General features: G+C 44.0%; 20 protein-coding genes, 1 pseudogene and 1 riboswitch. Of the genes and pseudogenes, 10 read left to right on the top strand and 11 right to left on the bottom strand.

Annotation, left to right across the window (positions count from 1 at the left end; translation table 11 throughout):
* Positions 1 to 108: 108 nt before the first annotated feature.
* Both AC4E8D_RS17990 and AC4E8D_RS17985 read left to right on the top strand, forming a co-directional pair.
* Positions 109 to 878, top strand: a pseudogene (locus AC4E8D_RS17990) (SDR family NAD(P)-dependent oxidoreductase).
* 126 nt (positions 879 to 1,004) lie between these two features.
* Entirely contained in the window at positions 1,005 to 1,898 is an 894-nt protein-coding gene (locus tag AC4E8D_RS17985; RefSeq protein ID WP_339177074.1) for an aldo/keto reductase, read from the top strand.
* Between the two features lie 469 nt (positions 1,899 to 2,367).
* Here AC4E8D_RS17985 and AC4E8D_RS17980 read toward each other — a convergent pair whose 3' ends face one another.
* Both AC4E8D_RS17980 and AC4E8D_RS17975 read right to left on the bottom strand, forming a co-directional pair.
* On the bottom strand, positions 2,368 to 3,012 hold the full coding sequence (locus AC4E8D_RS17980; protein ID WP_490205056.1) for a LysE family transporter: 645 nt from the start codon (positions 3,010 to 3,012) through the stop codon (positions 2,368 to 2,370).
* A 155-nt stretch (positions 3,013 to 3,167) separates the two neighbouring features.
* Positions 3,168 to 3,917, bottom strand: a complete 750-nt coding sequence (locus AC4E8D_RS17975) for a YqcI/YcgG family protein (RefSeq protein ID WP_339177071.1) — start codon at positions 3,915 to 3,917, stop codon at positions 3,168 to 3,170.
* A gap of 139 nt (positions 3,918 to 4,056) precedes the next feature.
* On the opposite strand from AC4E8D_RS17975, the gene AC4E8D_RS17970 reads away from it, so the two are divergent.
* Both AC4E8D_RS17970 and AC4E8D_RS17965 read left to right on the top strand, forming a co-directional pair.
* Complete coding sequence (locus AC4E8D_RS17970; RefSeq protein ID WP_339185411.1) at positions 4,057 to 4,920, top strand: manganese catalase; 864 nt, start codon at positions 4,057 to 4,059, stop codon at positions 4,918 to 4,920.
* Positions 4,921 to 5,124: 204 nt separating this feature from the next.
* A complete protein-coding gene (locus AC4E8D_RS17965) occupies positions 5,125 to 5,979 on the top strand; it encodes a manganese catalase family protein (RefSeq protein WP_336758586.1) in 855 nt (284 codons plus the stop codon).
* A gap of 154 nt (positions 5,980 to 6,133) precedes the next feature.
* Here AC4E8D_RS17965 and AC4E8D_RS17960 read toward each other — a convergent pair whose 3' ends face one another.
* Positions 6,134 to 6,487, bottom strand: a complete 354-nt coding sequence (locus AC4E8D_RS17960; protein ID WP_145321997.1) for an AMP-dependent synthetase and ligase — start codon at positions 6,485 to 6,487, stop codon at positions 6,134 to 6,136.
* A 183-nt stretch (positions 6,488 to 6,670) separates the two neighbouring features.
* On the opposite strand from AC4E8D_RS17960, the gene AC4E8D_RS17955 reads away from it, so the two are divergent.
* The gene (locus AC4E8D_RS17955) at positions 6,671 to 8,119 is read left to right on the top strand and encodes an amino acid permease (protein WP_490205055.1); all 1,449 of its coding nucleotides are present in this window, start codon (positions 6,671 to 6,673) and stop codon (positions 8,117 to 8,119) included.
* Here AC4E8D_RS17955 and AC4E8D_RS17950 read toward each other — a convergent pair.
* The gene (locus tag AC4E8D_RS17950) at positions 8,112 to 8,744 is read right to left on the bottom strand and encodes a LysE family transporter (RefSeq protein ID WP_237175742.1); all 633 of its coding nucleotides are present in this window, start codon (positions 8,742 to 8,744) and stop codon (positions 8,112 to 8,114) included. The genes AC4E8D_RS17955 and AC4E8D_RS17950 overlap by 8 nt on opposite strands.
* 133 nt (positions 8,745 to 8,877) lie before the next feature.
* On the opposite strand from AC4E8D_RS17950, the gene AC4E8D_RS17945 reads away from it, so the two are divergent.
* Genes AC4E8D_RS17945 through AC4E8D_RS17935 form a run of 3 tightly spaced genes read left to right on the top strand, consistent with a single transcriptional unit; the run spans position 8,878 to position 12,824 of the window.
* Positions 8,878 to 10,476, top strand: coding sequence for a spore germination protein (locus AC4E8D_RS17945; protein ID WP_490206492.1), 1,599 nt, complete (start codon positions 8,878 to 8,880; stop codon positions 10,474 to 10,476).
* Between the two features lie 12 nt (positions 10,477 to 10,488).
* Positions 10,489 to 11,697 (top strand): Ger(x)C family spore germination protein, encoded by a 1,209-nt coding sequence (locus tag AC4E8D_RS17940; RefSeq protein WP_490205054.1) that lies wholly within the window; start codon positions 10,489 to 10,491, stop codon positions 11,695 to 11,697.
* Positions 11,698 to 11,717: 20 nt separating this feature from the next.
* Positions 11,718 to 12,824: a GerAB/ArcD/ProY family transporter gene (locus AC4E8D_RS17935; protein ID WP_339304165.1), complete on the top strand. Its 1,107-nt coding sequence runs from the start codon at positions 11,718 to 11,720 to the stop codon at positions 12,822 to 12,824.
* 76 nt (positions 12,825 to 12,900) lie between these two features.
* Here the strand turns inward: AC4E8D_RS17935 and AC4E8D_RS17930 are convergent, their stop codons facing one another.
* From AC4E8D_RS17930 to AC4E8D_RS17900, 7 genes are all read right to left on the bottom strand, one after another.
* The gene (locus AC4E8D_RS17930; protein ID WP_221821595.1) at positions 12,901 to 13,212 is read right to left on the bottom strand and encodes a spore coat protein; all 312 of its coding nucleotides are present in this window, start codon (positions 13,210 to 13,212) and stop codon (positions 12,901 to 12,903) included.
* A 13-nt stretch (positions 13,213 to 13,225) separates the two neighbouring features.
* Complete coding sequence (locus AC4E8D_RS17925) at positions 13,226 to 13,420, bottom strand: spore coat protein (RefSeq protein WP_237174893.1); 195 nt, start codon at positions 13,418 to 13,420, stop codon at positions 13,226 to 13,228.
* A 104-nt stretch (positions 13,421 to 13,524) separates the two neighbouring features.
* Entirely contained in the window at positions 13,525 to 14,364 is an 840-nt protein-coding gene (locus AC4E8D_RS17920; protein WP_490205053.1) for a manganese catalase, read from the bottom strand.
* Between the two features lie 174 nt (positions 14,365 to 14,538).
* Complete coding sequence (locus tag AC4E8D_RS17915) at positions 14,539 to 15,051, bottom strand: DUF3231 family protein (protein WP_237174895.1); 513 nt, start codon at positions 15,049 to 15,051, stop codon at positions 14,539 to 14,541.
* A 209-nt stretch (positions 15,052 to 15,260) separates the two neighbouring features.
* On the bottom strand, positions 15,261 to 16,757 hold the full coding sequence (locus AC4E8D_RS17910) for an amidase (RefSeq protein ID WP_490205052.1): 1,497 nt from the start codon (positions 16,755 to 16,757) through the stop codon (positions 15,261 to 15,263).
* A 309-nt stretch (positions 16,758 to 17,066) separates the two neighbouring features.
* The gene (locus AC4E8D_RS17905) at positions 17,067 to 18,047 is read right to left on the bottom strand and encodes a DMT family transporter (protein ID WP_221821591.1); all 981 of its coding nucleotides are present in this window, start codon (positions 18,045 to 18,047) and stop codon (positions 17,067 to 17,069) included.
* A 144-nt stretch (positions 18,048 to 18,191) separates the two neighbouring features.
* A riboswitch (FMN riboswitch) is annotated at positions 18,192 to 18,344 on the bottom strand.
* An 84-nt stretch (positions 18,345 to 18,428) separates the two neighbouring features.
* Positions 18,429 to 18,929, bottom strand: coding sequence for a DinB family protein (locus AC4E8D_RS17900; RefSeq protein ID WP_339304159.1), 501 nt, complete (start codon positions 18,927 to 18,929; stop codon positions 18,429 to 18,431).
* Between the two features lie 145 nt (positions 18,930 to 19,074).
* On the opposite strand from AC4E8D_RS17900, the gene AC4E8D_RS17895 reads away from it, so the two are divergent.
* Positions 19,075 to 19,626 (top strand): CGNR zinc finger domain-containing protein, encoded by a 552-nt coding sequence (locus tag AC4E8D_RS17895; protein WP_237174898.1) that lies wholly within the window; start codon positions 19,075 to 19,077, stop codon positions 19,624 to 19,626.
* A 120-nt stretch (positions 19,627 to 19,746) separates the two neighbouring features.
* The gene (locus tag AC4E8D_RS17890) at positions 19,747 to 21,117 is read left to right on the top strand and encodes an amidohydrolase family protein (protein ID WP_445252474.1); all 1,371 of its coding nucleotides are present in this window, start codon (positions 19,747 to 19,749) and stop codon (positions 21,115 to 21,117) included.
* The last annotated feature ends 457 nt before the right edge of the window (positions 21,118 to 21,574 follow it).

Raw genomic sequence — 21,574 nt, 5'->3', positions numbered from 1 at the left:
CAGGGTTTCAATTACATATAAGCATTGATGGAAGGTTATTCTGTCATCGTAGTGTCAGTGTAAATAATCTTTAGTTCAACTTATAAATCTGATGAAGGAGTGAGCAACATGAACGTACCCACATTCCATCTTGATGGACAGACAGCACTGGTGACAGGTGCAGGGAGAGGGATCGGAAAAGCAATTGCGATTGGACTTGCCCAATCAGGCAGTGACGTTGTACTTGTATCCCGAACGATGAAAGAAATTGAGGAGACAGCCGCCTACATCCGCAGACAGGGCGTAAAGCGCTCGCTCTGTCTGCGGATGTGACATCAAGAGAACAAATGGAAGAGACGTTTCAAGAGGCGATCTCGGAGATGGGCAGCCTAGATATTCTGGTGAATAACGCAGGTATGAACATACGGACGCCAGCACTTGAAGTAACGGACGAGCAGTGGGAGACCATCATGCAGACAAACTTAAAATCGGCTTTCTTCGCTTCGCAATTGGCTGGTCAGCATATGAAAGAACGTGGGACTGGGAAGATCATTAACATCTCTTCGGTAGGTGGGCATACGGCTTTACGGACAGGGGTTGTATATGGCGCGACCAAAGCTGCGTTAATCCATATGACCAAAGTGCTCGCACTGGAATGGGGCAAGTATGGAATCCGTGTCAATTCAGTAGGGCCATGGTATTTCCGAACACCTTTGACTGAAAAGCTGCTGGATGATCCTCAGTATTTGCAGGAAATTGTAAGCCGCACACCGCTACAGCGAGTGGGAGAACTGGAAGAAGTGGTAGGACCAGTTGTATTCCTGGCATCAGATGCAGCAGGGTACATAACGGGTCAGACGTTATTGGTTGATGGTGGAATGTCCATTTATGGCTTCTAAATAAATGAAGTTGGGGTGCAGCCTAGAAAAGTGGGTGGCATAACCAACTCATGGGTAATAACATAGGGATAGTTAATCATTTCTATTTATCTGTACCCAATTCACTGAACTTGGAGGAAGATAACCATGGAAACGCGCAAGTATGGTAATACTGGCATGAACGTAAGTACACTTGGATTTGGCGGAGCGGAAATAGGCAAAGATGTATCCAAAACGGATGTAGCGACATTGCTGAATAGTGCCCTCGATGCAGGATTAAACGTAATTGACACGGCTGAATGTTACGGGGACAGCGAGGAATTAATCGGTGAGGTGCTGTTACATCGGCGTGATGACTACTATTTGTTCACCAAATGTGGACATGCTGCCGGGATCGAAGGTCCGGATTGGGATGCCAAAGTACTGGAGCAAACGATTGACCGTAGCCTGAAACGGTTGAAAACGGACTATGTGGATGTTATCCATTTGCATAGCTGCTCTGAAGAAGTACTCCGACAAGGAGCAGTAATCGAAGTACTGCAACGTGCCAAGGAAGCAGGGAAAACCAGATTTATCGGATACAGTGGGGATACTACAGATGCGCTATATGCGATTCAAACGGGGGTATTTGACAGTCTGGAGACTTCATTAAATATCGCAGATCAGGAAGCGATTGAACTTACGTTGCCTGAGGCTAGAAAAAGAAACATGGGTGTAATCGCCAAAAGACCTATTGCCAATGCAGCCTGGACGTATGAAACACTTTCGGAAGAGGCGTATCCCTTTATATACTGGAAGCGCTTAAGCGAACTCAACTATGGTTTTCTGGGTGAAGATGCCCAGGCTGCGGTGGAAACTGCACTGCGTTTTACACTAAGTACCGAAGGTGTAGACACAGCTATTGTAGGAACAGCCAAGCCAAATCGCTGGCAGCAAAATGCTGATCTTGTGGCTAAAGGGCCACTTCCGCAGGAACTGTATGATGAGATTAGAGCACGATGGAAAGAAATCGCCGGAGCAGAATGGACTGGCCGGACCTGATTCTTTGCATTTGCCAAATGGATTTTAATTTTGCGAAGCTGCCTATAGGCAGCTTTCTTTTTGTCATAAACCTTATATTTTCAACATATGAAAAATTCACAACAACTAAATAATTAACTATTTCGTAAAATGTCCCAAACCATCTTAAGCATACTACTTTATTTTTGAGACAACGATAAACGATAACTATGTTGGCTCTAAAAGCTAATTCGCCACTAATATAATATTTCAACATATGAAAAATTCACAATAGAAAAGAACGCGCACCGCTGTTACTACCTACCTTTTAGATACGATTCAGCACGCCCCGCGACTAAATGAACTGTCAACCTTTCACTATGAAAGTCAAATGATTTCTGATTAAAAAATTAGATATTCCAGAAAAGTACCTGCAGCAGCGTATGGAAAAGGAATCCAAAGAAAAGGTTGCCCCTTTTTCAGAAGGAACAACCTTAATTTCTCGAAATAACTACTGAAATAGAAGCCACAGAGCCAATATAAATTTATATAAAAAGTAGAACGAGAAACCTAGCAAAAGCACTCCAGCCATGGCAGAGACTGCTTGTATCATTTTTTTGCTCATTACTTTTCGTGTCACAGATACAATGGAGAGCAGACCCAGATCATGAATAAGAATTCCACATAGTACGCCAAATCCTGCAATGATAAAACTCAGCTTACCGGTAGATTGGTATGAATCGGACAATACAACACCAAAAACAGATATCCAAAAAATAAGATTACCAGGGGAAACCGCTACCAATAAGCCATTGCGGTATGTCCTCCAAAACGATTTTTTGATTTTTCCTTTTGTATTATCTGATGTTGCCATATCCAGATCGGAGTTCCGGATCGAATCGTATCCCAGAAAGGCAAGAAATCCCGCTCCCGCAAGCCATAGTGGAATTTGTACATAAGGAAGAGATAAGACGGAAGCAAACCGGAAGTACATGGCCAGGATCAAACCAGCATCAATTGTCATGCCTCCAAGACCGACGGCCCAGCCATGGATAAACCCATTTCTCAATCCCTGCTTGGTCATCTCTACAGTAATTGCTCCCACTGGCATGGCAATAGCGAGACCAATCAGGACGAACTTAATATAGATTTCCATTGTCATTTCCTTTCCGTCTGTAATGAATTCTTATTTCGATAGGGCTTGTCCAGCTGCTTATGTAGTTGTAGCGAGTATGGAGCACAGGGCTCTCCTCCTATAAATGGGTGGTATAGAGTTTATTCGGAGGAGAGTATTTTTAGAATCGATTTAAGCTATTCCTTTACGTTGTCCTGCTGAAGGGATCGAAGAAACGGGCATTTGGAAGGAGCGGTATCGTCATCTCGCAAAAAATATTGTTTATACTCCAGGTTGCCTTGTGATCCGTATTGCTTTAATTCGGGATGAGCCGGTATGGTATCGTAGGCAGCCAAGCGTGCGCGGATTTTTGGAGCAATCGCTGCAGCTTTCTGAGGTTGTGCGTTCCATATATCGAGTACCCAGCGCGGTGTTAGAGCTAACATGAAATAAGGAAAGTGGCGACTTTGTCGTGATACATGGGCTGGCGTCCCGCAATAGACAAAATACCGTTCGTCATTGTAACAAAACTCCCACATGGGATGCTCTGGGTCTTCTGGAATATCTTTTGGCCAAGGTTTGTTATCCAAGTGTCTAATCTGGCTTAATAAATCCCAGAAGGCTGTTTCATAGGCCAATACATCCCGGACTTGTTTTTCCTTATCAAAAAATAAAATCAATGAAGAATATTCTCCGATTGAACGAGAGCATTCTCCATATTCCTTGAGTATGTCTGATACATTACGTTCTGCAGACTCGTCTCCGAAATTAGAAACAAAACCGTATCGGAGGTGCCCCAGGGCAAAAGCCTGTGTAGCCGGAATACAGGGAAATCGAACCTCCCGGTCACTCATTTTCGAAGAGAATAAACGGTAAGCATCTCTTTTCCAGGTTTCGAGAGGAATCTCCTCATTCTCAATCTCAGAAGATGAAAACAACAACGACATGAATAGTCCTCCTTTTACCTATAGGATATAACCCAAGGGAAAAATGGTGACAGTCCAACTTATTTTTGTTATGGAGACATGCAAGTGATCGATGTAATAAACATACATATCACTTATCTTAAACGGATGAGGTGATATGTTGTTTTTTAATATCAAGGAATTGCAGTATCATGCCAAGCCGGATCGACCCGACCCCGTATTTGCAAGAAAACTACAAGAAGTACTGGGAGGACAATTTGGCGAAATTACCGTAGCCATGCAGTATTTATTTCAAGGCTGGAATGTCCGTGGAGATGGGAAATATAAGGACCTTCTTATGGATACGGGAACCGAAGAACTCGCTCATGTTGAGATGCTGGCTACGATGATCGCTCGCTTGCTGGACAATGCTCCATTAGCCACACTGGAAGAAGCCGCCAAAGACCCAGTTATTAATGCGATACTCGGTGGGAGCAATCCACAACACGCGATTGTAAGCGGACTAGGAGCAGCCCCAACCGATAGTAATGGATATCCCTGGAATGCAAAGTACACAATAGCAAGTGGTAATTTATTAGCTGATTTCAGACATAATCTAGCAGCAGAATCTCAAGGCAGACTTCAGGTTGCCAGGTTATATGAAATGACCAATGACCGCGGTGTGAAAGACATGTTATCGTGGTTGCTTGCTCGGGATACCATGCATCAGAATCAGTGGATTGCAGCGATAAGAGAACTTGAAGAAAAAGAAGGAATTGTTGTGCCCAGTACGTTCCCGAAAGAACTTGAGAAGAGAGATGTGGCGTATGTTCTCTTTAACTTCTCTCGTGGTGATGAGAGCGCAACCGGACGGTGGGCTCACGGTCCAAGTATGGATGGGCAAGGTACTTTCCAATATGTTCAGCATCCTCAGCCTTTGGCACCTGCGCCTAAACTTCCGCCAGCTCCGCCGTATATTTTTGATACCCCACCTGAGGTTCTAAGAAAAGGAAGTTCAGCTGATATGCCACCGTTTATGCCATAAGAATATGTATTCAAAATAGATAAAGGGAAACAGAATATATTCTGTTTCCCTTTTCATTAACAGAATGCATTATTCTAGTTCATGCACTTCTATTTGTTTTATGAGGTTGGAGCCAATACCAGAGATTGTTAACGGCTGGTTTACATAAAATTAGGAAGGGAACAGAAACTAGAATAGTAAGTTAATTCAGAATGGAGGAAAACCATGTTTTTTTATCGTGAAGACCTGATCAATATGATCGTACCAGACAAGCCTGATCCCGCGGCAGCAAAAGTATTGCAAGAGACGCTTGGCGGTCAATTCGGTGAAATGCGGACGATGATGCAATTTTTCTTTCAAAGCAGTAATTTTCGGGGCAACGCCACGCAGTTTAGAGATCTGATCCGTGGTGTATTTCTTGAGGAATTAAGCCATATTGAACTGGTGCAACAAACCATTAATCAGTTATTAACGGGAGCCGGTGCAGAGGGCGCGGGAGATGCAGGGGTCGACGGTGCTCCATTGGATGAAGCGATTAAACATGCCAACCCGCATCATTACATCATGGGGGCTCAGAGCTCATTGCCTGTTGATGCTGCAGGTAATCCATGGCTTGGAAACTATGTGTACGATCATGGGAATCTGGTAAGCAACTTACTTGATAATATTGTGTTGGAGTCTACGGGTGTGTTGCAAAAATCAAGAATATATGAAATGAGTACCAACAAAGCATTCCGTGAAACGCTGGGTTTCCTGATTGTTCGTGATAATGCGCATCAAAATGCATTTGCCAAAGCACTGGAGACCCTGGGTGTGAATTGGGGCAAAATATTCCCGATTCCCAACTATGACATTAACAAATATCCCGAATGCCGGAAATATGTAGATATGGGCTTCCACAATGCGCAGTTTAATTTCCGTTTAGACAATACACGCATCGCTGAGATTTTCAGTGGTCAAACGCCAAGTCGTAATGGTGGGGAACTGCAGGTAATCGATCCCCCACAAGGATATCCACTTCCTTATATGCCTGAACTTCCAAATGAGCATAGCCCAGGGATACATGATCTCAATGCATAAAGAATGAACATCAAGTATGAACAAGCACTCTATAGTATAGGACGGGTATGAAACTCAAGGTAATGACGAAAAAAGAGACACTTGTGCTCTCTTTTTTTGCAACGAATAAAAAAGGAACCCAAAGCTGGGTTCCTTTATGTGTTACATGAAAATGTTATTGCGGGCGGTTTTGATTCGAATACGAACCAAAGGATTGACCATTAGTTGAGATATTGGGAGTGTTGTATGGCTGCTCAAGATAAGATACGTGCTGTGAAGATGAGTGTGCAAGTTGTTGTGCAAGATTGGAGATTTGTTGTAATTGCTGGATGGCGGTTTGATGTCCTTGCAGTGCGGTCTGGATCATATGTGCAGCTTGTTGCTCGCGTTGTGCCAATTGCTCAAGTTGTTGAGCGTTGCTTTGTTCTTGTCTAAGTAGTTGTTGATATTGCATCGAAGCCTGCTGTGTTTGTTGTGTAAGTTGTTGAGCCAACTGCGTAATTTGCTGCGATTGAGAGAACTGATTCATGTGTAAAACCTCCTATGTGTTTTGATGTACTCGTGTATTATTTAATGAGGCCTCAAGAATTATTCAATATATCCAGTTTGTCTGAAATAAGGATTAATTTATGAACATGATTCGCTGTGGATTGGGAAGGCTACCTTTAGTGACCTAAAATGACCTAAAATGATACAGAAAAGGAATGACAACATGAGTAAAGCATCGACTAACGCTACAGAAGAAAAGAAACTGAAATGGTGGCAATTAAGTCTGCTAGGTGTGGCAGGAACAATTGGTACAGGGTATTTTCTGGGTTCCAGCCTTGCGATCTCGATTGGTGGTCCAGCTGTGCTGCTGGCCTATATCTTGGCGGCCTTGGGTACATATGTAGTTTTTGATGCGCTCGCGAGAATGACAGCGGACCATCCGGAACAAGGATCTTTTCGCTCATATGCCAAGAAAGCCTTTGGAAGTTGGGCAGGCTTTGCTAGCGGATGGTTCTATTGGTTTTCGGAGTTGCTCATTATGGGGAGTCAGCTAACCGCATTGTCCATTTTCTCCAGGTTCTGGTTTCCGTCTGTTCCGCTCTGGATCTTTGCTGCAGGATTCGGAATTGTAGGTCTTTGTATTGTATTCTTCGGTAACAAGGGATTTGACCGGGTTGAAAATGTACTGGCTATCATTAAAATTGCAGCCATCATCATGTTCTTGGTGCTTGCCATCGCCCTTCTCGCAGGGTGGATTGGGGGAACCAAGTATGAACACAAAGTACCGCTGGATATGGCAGCTATTTTTCCAAAGGGTGGCATCGGATTGTGGTCTGCGTTTCTTTTTGCGTTCTATGCTTATGGAGGTATTGAAGTTCTTGGCATTATGTCATATCGGCTTCAAAAACCGGAGGATGCCCCAAAGGCAGGAAAAGTCATGCTCATTGCGCTATCCACCGTATATGTTGTATCCATTGGACTCGCGTTAATTATGGTTCCTTTAAATGCATTCAATCCCAAAGAGAGTCCATTTGTACTGGCACTCAGTAGCGATCACCTTGCTTTTGTCCCACATTTGTTCAACGGGGTGCTCATTGTAGCCGGATTTTCAACGATGACAGCTTCGCTCTATGCGGTGACGTCTATGATTATTACCCTCGCTCAGGAGGGAGACGCCCCGCAGTTATTTTCTCGAAAGTGGAAAACGAAGTATCCGTTATTTGCCTTGTCCCTCATTGGTTGTGGGTTAGTTGGTACGATCATCATGTCTCTTTTACTCCCAGGCAAAGTATATGAATACATCACGACTGCAGCTGGACTGATGCTTCTGTACAACTGGTCGTTTATTTTGTTATCCTCCGGTAAACTGTTGAAATCAGGCAAGTTTGATGTGATCAAACGATGGATCGGCTTATTGTTAATCGCTACTGCAGTCACAGGAACGCTTTTTCATGCACTCAGCAGACCAGGTTTCTATATTAGCTTATTGCTTGTCTCTCTCATTGCCATTAGTGACGTTATTGTACAACGGATTCGCAAGAAGAAACCTGCGTCCCAAACATTATCAAACGCCGAGAAAGACGAAAGTGAAGAAAATGAGCAGCATTCTACGGGTATAAGCAGTTATCACATCACGGGTATTCGGTTACGCAAAAAAAACAAACTCAAATAAAGAAGAGAAATTGAATGGCTTTATATCCGAAGTAACAGCCAAAACCGACTAAAGAAAGTCCGGAAATGAGAGCAATTCCTTTAAGCACAGTAGAAGTGAGGTATTTGCGAAAAAAACTTACGGTAGTCGCCATGAATAGATCCCACAGAAGTACGCCAAAGATGATAGCTCCACTATATATCAACAATTGGTCCATAGGGGAGTCATTTACAGCCTTGGCTAGAACAGAGCCATAAATGCCTAGCCAGAACATGATGGAAAGAGGGTTAAACAGAGACATCAGGAATCCTTGAGTAAATGACTTGACAAGCTCCGAATCATCTCCTCTCATTTGAGAAGGGGCAAGGGTTCCTGCATTTTTAATACTTTCCACACCCGTATAGATCAATACAAAACAACCAAACATCCAGAGGAATACCCTTACAAACGGAAGTTCAAGCAGATGTACGATGCCGAAATACACCAGCAGCATGTAGATGATATCAGCTGCGATGGCTCCTAGTCCAACAAACCAGGCAGGCATGAACCCACCTCGAATACCCTTGTCCAATTGCGCAGCATTGATGGGTCCAATAGGGGCTGAAAGTGATAATCCCAGGATCACATAACCTAACAAGATATAAATAAGATGTCCTCCTTTCCATACAGTACAGCATATTCTTCAAGGTGTTTTTGTAGGACAAGATTATCGAGGACGATGTATACTTTTTGCATGATTAATCCATATTAGTCGGAAATAGGGGGTGATTCATGTGCTGATGCGTTGGATAAAGGAGATATTTACTTCACAAAAGCAAGGAGAAACAGATCATAAACGAACACAACATCCGCAAAGTCTGGATATTTCGCTAGAAGATAAACTTAACCATATTATCAAGGCATTTGAGTATAGTCCTGATTTTGTAGTTCGGGAGTTCCCTATGTTAGAGGAGAAGGGTACTGCTTTAGCTGTGTGTTATATGGAAGGATTGACAGATTCTACGCTACTGGTTGAACTTATGGACAATATCATTCAATGGATGAATACGAATCCTCTGCCGGGAGATCAACCGAGAGATGTGTTAGTGAAAAAAGTCTTACCCTCCGGTAATATCCGAAATTTAGATTCGTCGCAACTTATCTATGAAGCTTTATTAACAGGCCACGTCGTTATACTTATTGATGGTGTAAAGAATGTTCTTGCAGTGCCGATCGCCGGAGGAGCCAGAAGATCTGTAGAGGAACCCACGTCCCAAACGGTGGTCAGAGGACCAAAGGAAGGATTCACAGAGGAACTAACGACTAACATTACTCTTGTTCGACGAAAAATACGAACTCCTGATTTAAAATTCCAGATGCATACCATTGGAGAGTACACCCAGACAGTGGTTGCACTGGCTTACATCCAGGGTATTGCAAAGCCACAAGTCATTGAAGAGGTTACCAGGCGTTTAAATGCCATCAACACAGATAGTATACTCGAGAGTGGTTACATAGAAGAATTTATTCAGGATGCACCACTTACGCCTTTTCCGACCATGATCAATACGGAGCGCCCAGATACGGTTGCCGGCAGTCTATTGGATGGTCAAGTAGCCATTATGGTAGATGGGACGCCATTTGCCTTGATTGCACCTGTTACTTTTTTTAACTTCTTTCAAACGCCCGAGGATTATTATCAGCGTTATGATATCTCTACTTTTCTGCGGATTATACGATTAATCTGTTTCCTCGTATCTTTGTTGCTGCCTTCGACTTTCATCGCACTAACCACCTTTCAGCAGGAGATGATACCTACAACGTTATTGGTCACCCTGGCTGCACAACGGGAAGGGGTCCCTTTCCCGGCATTACTTGAAGCTCTCCTTATGGAAATCACGTTCGAGGTCATTCGTGAAGCTGGAGTGCGAATGCCGCGAGCCATTGGACCTGCAATCTCCATTGTTGGTGCATTGGTCATCGGACAAGCTGCGGTAGAGGCGGGATTGGTCTCAGGCGCGATGGTCATTGTGGTTTCTTTTACAGCAATAGCGAATTTTGCTATACCCTATTTCAGTATGGCCACAGCAGTAAGGCTATTACGTTTTCCGTTTATGGTACTGGCAGGTACGCTGGGGCTGTACGGCATATTGGCCGGAGCCATCCCATTACTTGCACACCTGGTATCTCTGAAGTCATTTGGCGTTGACTATCTGATGCCGTATAGTCCGTTTTTCAAGTCAAATATGAAGGATCTGTGGTTGAGAGTACCCTGGTGGGCTATGAAGACTAGACCTGATGAGAAGTCCAATACGAATAAGACGAGACAAGCCCCTCATCAATACCCGTCAGGATCGGATAACATTATAGACCGTATTAATGAAGCTGAGAACGAATAAGGAGCGATTTATATGATTCGTTTGCAGTCCATATTAATCTTACTCATGTTTGGACTGATTACTGCTGGTTGTGGAAATCGCACAGAATTAAATGATCTGGGCATCGCAACAGCAACAGGATTTGATCGAAAAAACGGAAAGTGGATCATTACCTATCAGATTATTGTACCACCAGCGAGCAGTTCAATTGGGTCGTCGTCTGGTGGATCTCAAGCCCCCGTGAACACATTTTCATCAGAAGGCAAAACGATTCGGGAAGCTGTTGCCCAAAGCAGCGTGGAGAATCCCAAAAGATTATATTTTGCACATACCAATGTCGTTCTGATTGGTGAAGAAGCGGCAAGATACGGGATTGCGGAGATCATGGATCACTATTATCGAAATATTGGTTCTCGGGAATCTGCCAAACTTATTATTGCAGATGGTCAAGCAAGGGAGTATCTCGAAAAATTGATTCCTCCAGAGAAACAGCCTGGCCGTGCTTTATCCGAGATTTTGGAACGGAATAATGAAAAAGGGTCGTACTATCCCGTGATGAACATACATGAGGTTGCTCTGAAGATCACTTCAGACAGTGGATCAGCCGGAATTCCTGGTGTTACAACAGATACACTGGGCGATAACAAACAGAGTTCAATTGATATTTTTAAGGAAACATCAATACCCGGGAATTTAAGAATTCAAGGATTAAGTGTATTTCTCAAAGACAAAAAGATCGGAGTTCTGAACCAAAAAGAAAGTATGGGTATCGTCTGGCTAACAGACAGGGTGAACTGGACCAACTTGACCTATAAAGGTGCAAAGGGGGAGGTGAACTCTTTTCTTGTGCGCAAAGCAAAAGTTAAGGTCGTTCCTGTGAAAAAGGGGCTTCATTATGCTGTTCAGGTAGATGCAAAGGTCGACGCTGAACTGGATGAGAGCACATCTGGTGAGGATATAGTTAGAACACACACTATTCATGAATTGCAGCGACAGGCTGAACAAGTCATTCAAGCACAGATATTGGACGGATGGAGAGGGAACCAGAGGCTTCATGTCGATATGTTGGGGATCGCGAACAAAATACATCAAAGACATCCCAAAGAGTGGAAAGTTCTAAAAGACAACTGGTCTAGTGAATTGGCACAGATGGATATTAACATAAACGTAAACGTAACTTTGGAACGAGTAGGTTTGCTTCAAGATTCTTTCAGCAAGTTGCTTGGCGAACAGAAAGACTAACACCAAGGAGAGGTTCAATCATGAAATTGTCTAGGGAGCTTCGCGTATCCGAATTGGCTGTTTGTCTTTCCTTATTTGAAGTTGGCAGTACAACCTTGTTTCTGATAGGTGGAGATGCCAAACAGGATGCATGGTTAGCCATGCTCGCCGGGGCTGCTGGTGGCTTGGTGTTACTACTCCTACATCTGGCTATTCATCATCAGGAACCTGAATTGGATTTGTTTCTTCTGTGTCGCCGTTATATGGGAAAAGTACTAGGGACAATCGTAAGCCTTTCATTTGTAGCTTATTTCGCCTATGAGGCTTCACGAAATTTACGTGACATCAGTGAAGTCACTGAATTGACCTTACTGAACAGAACGTCGATGTGGATCATCAGCATGATCACCATTATCGTTGTATCCAACACCGTACGATATGGATATCGTGTACTGTTTCTCATGTGTATGATTCTGTTTCCGCTCATGGCGCTGGGCTATGCGTTAATCAGTTTCTTAATTCCAACAACAGGTCTTTTTCACTCGGATCTGGCCTTGCCTGTTATGGAGAATGGGTGGAAGCCGATTTTTCAAGCTGCTTTTCCGGAGATCGTATCCTTTCCATTTGGGCAGGTTGTCTTATTCCTGGTCTTTTATCCCTATGCTCGGAAAGGAAGGAATCTTAACAGAGCGGTGATCATCGCCTATATCCTAACGGCTCTCGCTTTAACATTTATCAATCAACTTATCATTTTTGTCTTGGGTCCTCAGATTGCTGCCTATAGCACACTCCCGCTTTTGGAGACAGTACAGTTAATCGATTTGACTGAAGTGTTTGAACGGATGGATGCCTTGTTCACTTTACTTCTGTTCCTCGGATTGGGTATTAAAATGGCTGCATTTTTCCATGGCGCCGTAATTGGACTCGAAAGAGTAACTGGAGCGAACTATAGGAAATGGGTGTTTCCAGTAGGGCTTGTTCTATATGGGTTGTCTTTTTTATCACCGACATTTACAGAACACATTGAGATAGGGCGAGGATACACATTGAATTATACTTCTCCTGTATTTCAGATTTTTTTACCCGTACTACTATTGGTTGTCATTCTCCTGAGAAAAAAAGGGATGCAGAAAAGCGAAAAAAACTAGCTGGAAATATGAAAGTCATATACTCTGGAATCAAAAAACGACCCAGTCGTAACTGAGTCGCTTTAGGCGTTAAGCATTAGTTGTCATCCAACAATTTTAACGCCATGTCTGATTTCTCCATATCGTGTTTAACTTGCTCTTCTATACTATAGGGATGATACATCTCATTTTTGATCATATAATCTGCGATCTTTTGGTGGGTTTCGATTGCAGTATCCAATTGAGCCTTAAGGACTTTCCGAACTCGGGGGGTTGCAGTTTCGGTAAGAGCTATTGCATAGGTACGTACCGCCGACTTAGCAGAAAGAAGCATATCGGTAGCAATGGCCAAATCATCCATGGGAGCAACGGCTTTAACGAGCATTTCTTTAGTTTTGGTTGTAGTCATAAGAGAACCCTCCTTATTTTAATAGGGACTTTAATTCTTCAATAGCTTTGGAAGAGTTGTCCAAATCTTCTTCAATTAAGGATTTTAGTGTGTCGTCTTTTACGAGTTCCAGCATCGTTACGGCTTTGGTGGCACACGAAGTTTTGAGAGTTAGCAGTTCATGTACTTCGAGTTTCTCATGTAATGCAAGTTCCTTAGTTGCCATCATTAAGCACCTCCAAAAAATAGTTGTTTATAATAGCTAATAACCTGCTGCGAAGCATATAAACAGGATTTATTATAATTAATTCGAGAAAAATAGTATTTAACTTTTTATTTATCTGTTGATCTCATATCCAGGTCATGGTGAAGTTCCGTGGCAGGAATGACGGGCTCAGGTATCTGTCCCTTTGGAACAGGATTGGAGATATATACATAGTCTCCGGTTCCATCAGGTGCACTTCCTGTAGCCCATAAACCTTCGGCGGATTCAGTTCCCTCGGAGAGATTCCAGAATTCATAGGCCTGCGGCTGAGATTCTTGCTCGGCTTCAGGAGGGAAAGAGGCTGGAACAACGACTCCATTCTTTTCTTCCAGTTCCTGAATAGCGGCCATCCATTGATACTGGTGATAACGATCACGTGCTAACATTTTACGGAAAGTAGCCCGCACACCTTCATCAGTTGTCATATGGTACAGTCTTGCCACCTGAAGGCGACCCTGACTCTCGGCATGCAAATTGGAGCGTATGTCTGCAAGCAAGTTTCCGCTTGCCACGATATACGAACCATTCCACGGAACACCGTTAGAGTTGGTTGGCAAACCACCAAGACCGCTGACGAGCAGATGTTGTGGGTTGATACCGCCCATAATTGCTGCTGTCACAGGATCCTTAGCGGCTTGTTGTTGTTCCTCAGGAGTAGCACCATCCAGCAACTGACTGATCAATGAGCAGAGCATCTCGACATGTCCAATTTCTTCGGTGCCAATATCCATTAGCATATCTTTATATTTCTCTTCACCTCGACAATTGAATCCCTGAAAAAGATACTGCATCATGACGGTCATTTCACCAAATTGCCCTCCCAACACTTCTTGAACCTGACGTGCAAGCATGGGATCGGGACGATCTACTTTGACTTCAAATTGCAACTCTTTCTGATGTCGAAACATGTGAATCCCTCCAATAAAGATGTCTTAAAATTCTGATGATTTCAAAATTTTATTAACCTGTCTATTGGAAATTAAACAGTAAAATAAAAAAAGACAAAGCAGGAGAATGGGGGCTTCTCCTGCTTTGTCTTTTTAATTCACTACAACATTTTGTTAGACGTCTTCCAATAAACTCTATTCTGAATCCGGTCTTTTGACTTGAAGCGGTGGAGGGATGAGCCAGCCTTTTTCTTTGTTCATTTGAAGAATTCGGAGGCCTAGAGCTGTTTTGGTTGCATGATATTTAGCAAATAACGCGCCAATATCTTCTCTGATCGATTGCCCAATCGTTTGGCTTGCAGCAACCAGACCCATGGCTGTATCGGCTGTTACTTTTGCAGCAATCTCGGGATCTGTGAATCTTGCGCCAGCCGGGATATCCTCAAACTCAACATGTGGTCTTTCCGGCAGTGTTGGTGCAGGGGCAATACCATTTTCAGTCAATAGTGTATCACATTCTTTAATTTCGAGTTTGGCTTGGTCCAGCAGGTCTTCCAAGATTTTCTTCAAATCTTTATCTCCTGCATGACTCATATAAGCTTGGTAGCAAGACACAGCGCCTTTGGCTATTGTGGAACATTGCCATACACTAAAGATTTCACCATAATGCATCGGCTCGTTCTTGGGGTTGCCACTTAGAATACCCATGATTTGATTTCCCTCCAGTATGTTAATTTACCACCAACTTATGATCGCCTGTATTCTATAAAATTATGCACTGAACGGGGAATCGAGGATGCTATCTAAATTAACAACATATTTATTATGTAAACTAAACGAATCTAAACGAATTTATCTTGTTATTCAAAAAGGAAAAACCAGCAGAACAGCTGCTGGTGGGAGTGCAACATATATTTTTAGACTGGAAAAAGTGGGTTACCACTCATCCCGATCCATAGATTTGACTTTTCAAGCTGTCCAGCCAGATGTAATAACCAATCTTCACGTCCCTTGGTTGCCATCACCTGAACACCCATTGGCAAACCTTCTGGTGTCATATGAAGAGGCACACTAATCGCAGGTTGGCCTGTCAGATTCGCAAGCTGGGTGAACGGTGTATACGTAAGACTTGGCTCAAACATTTCATAGATGAGTTGTTGCTGCTGGGTCTTGTCCAATTCACTGATCCGCATCAGGTTACGGATCTGTTCGTCATGAGGTGTTAGTTCACCAATCTTAGGCGCAGGAAAAGCATTAACAGGTGTGACGTAGAAGTCATAACGCTCAAACAAGGTAGACATCTGAGCTGCAGCTACATCCCATTCTGCTAAGCTATGTACAAATTCCGCAGCGGATACCTTTTTGCCAGCTTCAGCCAGAACCCAGGATTCAATCTCCATATCATCTGAGGTAAGAATTCGGCCCATGGAACGTTCCATGGAAGAGATCATTGCCGCCATTTCTCCACTGTTCATCATATAGTAGTTCTCCATCAACCGGACTCCGTTAACCGGACTCAGCTTTTCTTCAACAAGATGCCCTTGGTCTTCCAACCAGCGAACGAGTTTGTGCACAGATTCTTTGGCTTCTGCGCTGACGGGTGTACCTACAGGTGAATCTGTTGTGTACGCAATTTTCAGTTTGCGTTGATGAGGATAGCTCATATCTGCCAAGTAACTGCCTGGAAATAGTGGAGCATGAAACGCAGCTTCAGGCTGAATGACTTGCAAAGTATCGAGGAGGGCGGCGCTGTCCCGAACCGAGCGGGACAGGGCAAAATCAATGGATGCGCCTTGCCATTGACGACCAACTCCAGGCCCCACAGGTGTCCGTCCGCGTGTTGGTTTTAATCCAAACAAGCCGCTAAAGGAAGCCGGGATACGAATCGAACCGCCTCCGTCACTGGCTCCGGCAAGCGGGACAATCCCTGAAGCTACTGCCGCGGCAGCACCGCCACTTGACCCACCTGGGGAGTGATTGATATTCCATGGATTGCGAGTTGGACCATGAAGACGGGGCTCGGTAATATTTTTTAAACCAAATTCAGGCGTATTGGTATGTCCTATAATGATAAAGCCTGCATCACGTAGTCGAGTGACAAAATTGGAATTGCGTAATGCACGATGCTCGCTGAACAAACGGGAGCCTGAAGTCAGAAATTCACCTTCCAAGGATTGCGAAATATCTTTCAGGAGCAGGGGCACACCGGCAAAAGGTTGTTCGCCGGGGCGAACCAAACCGGCTTCCTCCCGTGCGCGATTTTCATATGTACGAATAACCGCATTAAGTTGCGGATTCACTTCTTCAAGGCGTGCAAACGCCGCTTCCAGCATTTCAACCGGGGATACTTCCCGGGATCGGATCAGTTCAGCCAAACCTACGGCGTCGTAGGAGGTATATGAGAATGAAGACATTAATGATCGTTCCTCTCTGAATATAATTCATCTGTTTATTCCATATGTCATCGTACCACCGGATTAGACAAAAGACAAAACATAGAAGAGACGTAGTGCGATGATATGCATATTCGTTATGAGGTTGGAGGGAGAAGAGCGGAGGATTTGCGATATAGAAATAAAGAACAGGGTTAATAGCTCATATTGCTAATTGAGAAAATGATCGAGTAATGGAATTGAAAAAACCACTGCTCATCTAATTTGATGTGCAATGGTTTTATTTTATATTTGACTATTTGTTTATATGTGAACCTCAGATATATCCACTTACTCTGTACGCAGCTTCGGTGCAGCATCAGCCGCAGTTGATGATCTTTCCTGCTGTCTGGAAATGGCGAAGAGGGCCACCCAGATCAGGATAAAACCAAGCAGCTGCTCCCATGTAATCAGTGTACGGAAAGCAATCCAGTTCACCAACACACCCGCCATCGGGAAGCTAAGTTCTGCGAGTGTTGCAACAGATGCTTTGGTTGACGACAGACCTTTGTAATACAACAGAAGACTGAGCAAACCTGGTAACAATGCCTGACCAAGAATGTTGAGGATGACAGCAGCCTGTTCACCCGTTCCGGACGGAAACGTCCATGCCGCACCTTCATTCCACGTCATAAAGATCAGGAGCGGGAGAGCAACGACAAAGCGAAGGGAGGTGACCGTTTCATAACGCGCCTGCCCCAGCATCAATCGGCCCATTACGGTTGAACCTCCCCATAAGGCAGCAGCCCCAAGGGATAACAAGCTTCCAGCATGAATCCAGTTGTCCCAGTTACCTAATGGCAATGTGAAGCCAAATGTAAGCAGGTACGTTCCTGCTAATGCTATGAAGAACAATCCACCGAAGCGACGTGGCAAGGTTTCTTTTAATAACAGTTTAGCCAGCACGATAGCGAAGAGGGGTTGCATTTTTTGCAATAAAAGCACCGTATTTGGATCGTTATGTGTTAGTGCCATGGTGAACAATACCGTTGCGAGTGCTGATCCTCCCCATGAGATAAAAATCACGGCAATCCAGTGGCGAGCACGCAGGTTTTTCAGGTCAGACCGGAATTTCCACAGCACGGGAATGGCAATAAGACTGACGATGATATGTTCCACCAGTACAATCTGCGTGGATGTCATCGTATTTAGCAAAATAATGCGGAAGAGTGGGTCGACACCCCATAAGGCTGCGCCGAGAACTACAAGCCAGAATCCGGTATTACTTCGTTCCTTGCGGTAAACAGGTGATGCTGCTGATGTCTTTTCCATATTCAGGACTCCTTCGTCAGAACACGGAATCTTCAGTTGGCAAAATCGACAAAAGCCCCCGTTTTGGTATATACCAAATAAACGGGGGCTCATCCAAGGACATGCGTCAGGAAAGAGGCCTTCCCGTGAACGGCATGTCAATGTGTTGATCTTCTCTCATCCGGACTGTACCGTCGGCCTTGGATTCACACCAAGTCAGTCGCTAATGTCCTTCGTTAAGAACAAATAGCGAGTCGCGGGCTGGTTCCGAAGAACATCACCGCCGGTTGGGAATTGCACCCTACCCCGAAGATCCTATTCAATTATATAGTGTGTTGAACAAGCTGTAACATTAATAAGTTCATCTTATTCCTGTAAGCGCTAGCAGTTCAAGCGTTTTTTTTAGAAAACGATTTTCCAGCTGCCTTGCTGTCTGCGAAGGAGTACGATCTGACCAGCGTGATACGCATCATGGAGTACCCAGCGAGCTAGTTCGTGTGCCCATTTCTCTTCGGAATCCATATATGCGGCTTCAAGATCTGACTCTTGTAGTGCAGCCAATTGATCTCGCAACTGTTGGGCTAATCGAGTTGTACCCTGTAGCAGTGTATTCCATCCGGCTGCGTCCGTTGGATCTCCAGGATTCCCAAATGTGTATTCATTGGAGTCAACAGCAGGAAGGGTAGGCTCCTTACCTTGCATGCGACATAATAAGCGATGGTTGTAATAATACATATGGTTAACCAACTGCCAGATGCTTAATCCTCCTGAGGGTGGAATCCAGGCTGCTTGTTCTGCTGTAAGACCCTCCAAGGATTTCGACAAAGGTACAATCCAATTACATTGATCCCAAGTATCATCCTTTTGAATACGTAACACATCTAGTGCTGTTGTTTTTGTCATTGCCTTTTCCTCCTTGCGTATAATTGTGATATGTGATGTAACTAGCTAAAACTGATTAATGAGGTTACACTTAATATAACACATCAAAGATGAGTTGTAACCTTCTTTATAAAATTAGATGGTTACACTAAACGGAGGTATATATATGGACAGGTTATGGACCGATTTTGTAAACAGCGATTATCACGACTGGCGTGGGGGAGATCGATCGGAGGACAGGCTTGGGAAGGCGAGCTGGCAGCAAGACTTTCTGGCTCGATGGCAACTTAACGCTTCTGTCCCTGCATCTCCAGAAGATGAGTTGTCCATGAGAAATTTCAGGAACGAATTGATGGCTCTGGGAGCCCGCTTGTCTTCTGGAGCATCATTAACGGATATAGAAAAACAATGGTTAAATGGCATTATGGAAGCAGGGTATGTGAGAAGAACATTGACTACAATTGATCAGGAACTGAAACTCCAACTGTTAGCTGTAGAAGCACATTGGCATCAGGTTATGGCTGAGGTAGCTGCTGATTTTGCCACGACTTTGGTGGAGGGAGAAGGGCATAGGATTCGGATCTGTGATAATTCGGATTGTCGCTGGATGTTCTATGATGATACCCGAAGCAGAACACAGAAGTACTGTGATGATAAGATGTGTGGAAATCTGATGAAGGTCAGAAGATTTCGGGCGAAACGAAAATCCCAAAATTGATAAATACTAACAATAACTATATAATCTATATATACTAGCGAAAAAATAGTCAGAAGCAGTACGGATTCGTAAGCAGGATATGATCGTCTTTCAAACCAAATCAGATGGGAGATGTGTCTTGTGCGGACAAGTTATCTGTTGAAAAATGGCTGTGTGTTGTCGATGGATGCTCGAGTTGGACAGTATAAGAGGGCGGACGTTCTGATCCAAGATTCGTTGATCACGGCGGTTCAGCCCGATCTGGATATTCCGGATGCGGAGATCATTGATGCTTCATCGATGATTATTATGCCTGGGCTGGTGGACACGCATCGGCATATGTGGGAATCACTTGTCAAAACAGCAGGAACCAACTGGTCGTTACCAGTTTATTTGCAAAATCTCTATTATGGTGCAATGGGAAGCAAGCTCCGTCCAGAAGATAGTTATATTGCCAACTTGCTCGGTTCCTTGGAAGCGCTTAATGCAGGAGTGACAACGGTGTTGGATTGGAGCATGCCGTATTCCCCTGACCACACGGATGAACTGATTCGTGGACTTCAGGATGCTGGGATTCGGGCGGTATTTGCTCACGGAGTCCCTGGTGAGACAGACTACTGGAATCGGGATAGTCAACTCACTTATTCGAATAATGATGTGAGAAGAGTCAAAGAACGTTATTTTTCATCACGGGATCAATTGCTTACTTATGGGCTTGCCATTCGTGGTCCGGAGTTCAGTCATTGGGATACAACCGTGAAAGAGATCGAACTAGCACAAGAACTGGATGCGATCTGTTCCATGCATGCCGGATTTGGCAGTTGGGGATCTGTGGATCGCTCGATTAGTCACATGTATGAAGCGGGACTGTTAAGTCCACGGGTGAATATCGTTCATGGTAACACTATGGGCATGGATGAATACAAAATGCTGGCAGATAGCGGCGCTTCCTTGTCGGTCACACCTGAAGTTGAAATGATGATGGGTCATGGATATCCGGCTACCGGCTATTTTCTTGAACATGGGGGAACCCCTACACTTGGTGTAGATGTGGTAACGTCCACAGGCGGAGATATGTTCTCGCAGATGAAGTTTGCACTTCAGGCTGAACGATCCAGAGTCAATGAACAACTTCTGCAACAGGGTGAGATGCCTGGCGAGTTGAACTTGCAGTCCAGCCAGGTACTGAGATTTGCAACTTCGGCTGGTGCCCAAGCACTGGGATTAGAACAGAAGGTCGGAACGCTGACCCCGGGAAAGGAAGCGGATCTGATCATGATTCGTACCACTGATCTGAATATGTTCCCCGTCCATGATCCAATCGGCGCTGTTGTGCAATTTGCCAATCCATCCAATGTGGATACGGTCTTTGTGGCAGGTAGACTCGTGAAGCGAGAGGGTAAGTTGTTGAATGTTGATCTGGATGCGATTCGTCATGCGGCGATGCAGAGCAAAGATTATTTGTTAACCCAATACCGTATGTCAGATGCAGAGAGAATTGCGTTCTCATAATTTACTTTTTCATAAAAACCTGAAATGAAGTCAGTTCGTATTTGTATATACACCTCGATCTATAGTAAGAAATAAAGGGCCGCATAATGATATGTGGCTCTTTAACATGCCTTCATATCGTCGAATTAGACAGGATAAGGGAGGAAGATACAGCAGAAAAAGACGAAAAGAGCTCTCATTTTCTTAACTTCTGATAACAAGGGATATAAGATGTTTTTGTAGGAAAAATAGGCTCATAAAAACTGCGCATAATATAAATTATACGCAGTTTTGTTTTAAATCCATTTTCATATTCATCCACGTGCAACAGATCATGAACATTTTCGCGATAAAACAACAAAATAAGTGATCTTCAAAAATAAATTTAACCAAGCAACGCGATAACGTATTAGATTGGTTGCAAACGTCTTTAACCGAGCACATCTTCACTTTTCCTCATTTCGTATCGCTTAGGCGA

It is taken from the genome of Paenibacillus sp. SRL342 (assembly GCF_984798905.1).
Note: the sequence above shows the minus strand (reverse complement) of the source record. Positions and strands in the feature narration are given on the sequence as shown.

Coding starts and splice junctions, on each gene's coding strand:
- AC4E8D_RS17895 (WP_237174898.1), top strand. CDS start 19,075: ATGGACAGGTTATGGACCGATTTTGTAAACAGCGATTATCACGACTGG.
- AC4E8D_RS17960 (WP_145321997.1), bottom strand. CDS start 6,487: ATGAATCAGTTCTCTCAATCGCAGCAAATTACGCAGTTGGCTCAACAA.
- AC4E8D_RS17935 (WP_339304165.1), top strand. CDS start 11,718: ATGAAATTGTCTAGGGAGCTTCGCGTATCCGAATTGGCTGTTTGTCTT.
- AC4E8D_RS17940 (WP_490205054.1), top strand. CDS start 10,489: ATGATTCGTTTGCAGTCCATATTAATCTTACTCATGTTTGGACTGATT.
- AC4E8D_RS17985 (WP_339177074.1), top strand. CDS start 1,005: ATGGAAACGCGCAAGTATGGTAATACTGGCATGAACGTAAGTACACTT.
- AC4E8D_RS17945 (WP_490206492.1), top strand. CDS start 8,878: ATGCGTTGGATAAAGGAGATATTTACTTCACAAAAGCAAGGAGAAACA.
- AC4E8D_RS17955 (WP_490205055.1), top strand. CDS start 6,671: ATGAGTAAAGCATCGACTAACGCTACAGAAGAAAAGAAACTGAAATGG.
- AC4E8D_RS17965 (WP_336758586.1), top strand. CDS start 5,125: ATGTTTTTTTATCGTGAAGACCTGATCAATATGATCGTACCAGACAAG.
- AC4E8D_RS17980 (WP_490205056.1), bottom strand. CDS start 3,012: ATGGAAATCTATATTAAGTTCGTCCTGATTGGTCTCGCTATTGCCATG.
- AC4E8D_RS17900 (WP_339304159.1), bottom strand. CDS start 18,929: ATGACAAAAACAACAGCACTAGATGTGTTACGTATTCAAAAGGATGAT.
- AC4E8D_RS17975 (WP_339177071.1), bottom strand. CDS start 3,917: ATGTCGTTGTTGTTTTCATCTTCTGAGATTGAGAATGAGGAGATTCCT.
- AC4E8D_RS17910 (WP_490205052.1), bottom strand. CDS start 16,757: ATGTCTTCATTCTCATATACCTCCTACGACGCCGTAGGTTTGGCTGAA.
- AC4E8D_RS17905 (WP_221821591.1), bottom strand. CDS start 18,047: ATGGAAAAGACATCAGCAGCATCACCTGTTTACCGCAAGGAACGAAGT.
- AC4E8D_RS17915 (WP_237174895.1), bottom strand. CDS start 15,051: ATGGGTATTCTAAGTGGCAACCCCAAGAACGAGCCGATGCATTATGGT.
- AC4E8D_RS17920 (WP_490205053.1), bottom strand. CDS start 14,364: ATGTTTCGACATCAGAAAGAGTTGCAATTTGAAGTCAAAGTAGATCGT.
- AC4E8D_RS17930 (WP_221821595.1), bottom strand. CDS start 13,212: ATGACTACAACCAAAACTAAAGAAATGCTCGTTAAAGCCGTTGCTCCC.
- AC4E8D_RS17925 (WP_237174893.1), bottom strand. CDS start 13,420: ATGATGGCAACTAAGGAACTTGCATTACATGAGAAACTCGAAGTACAT.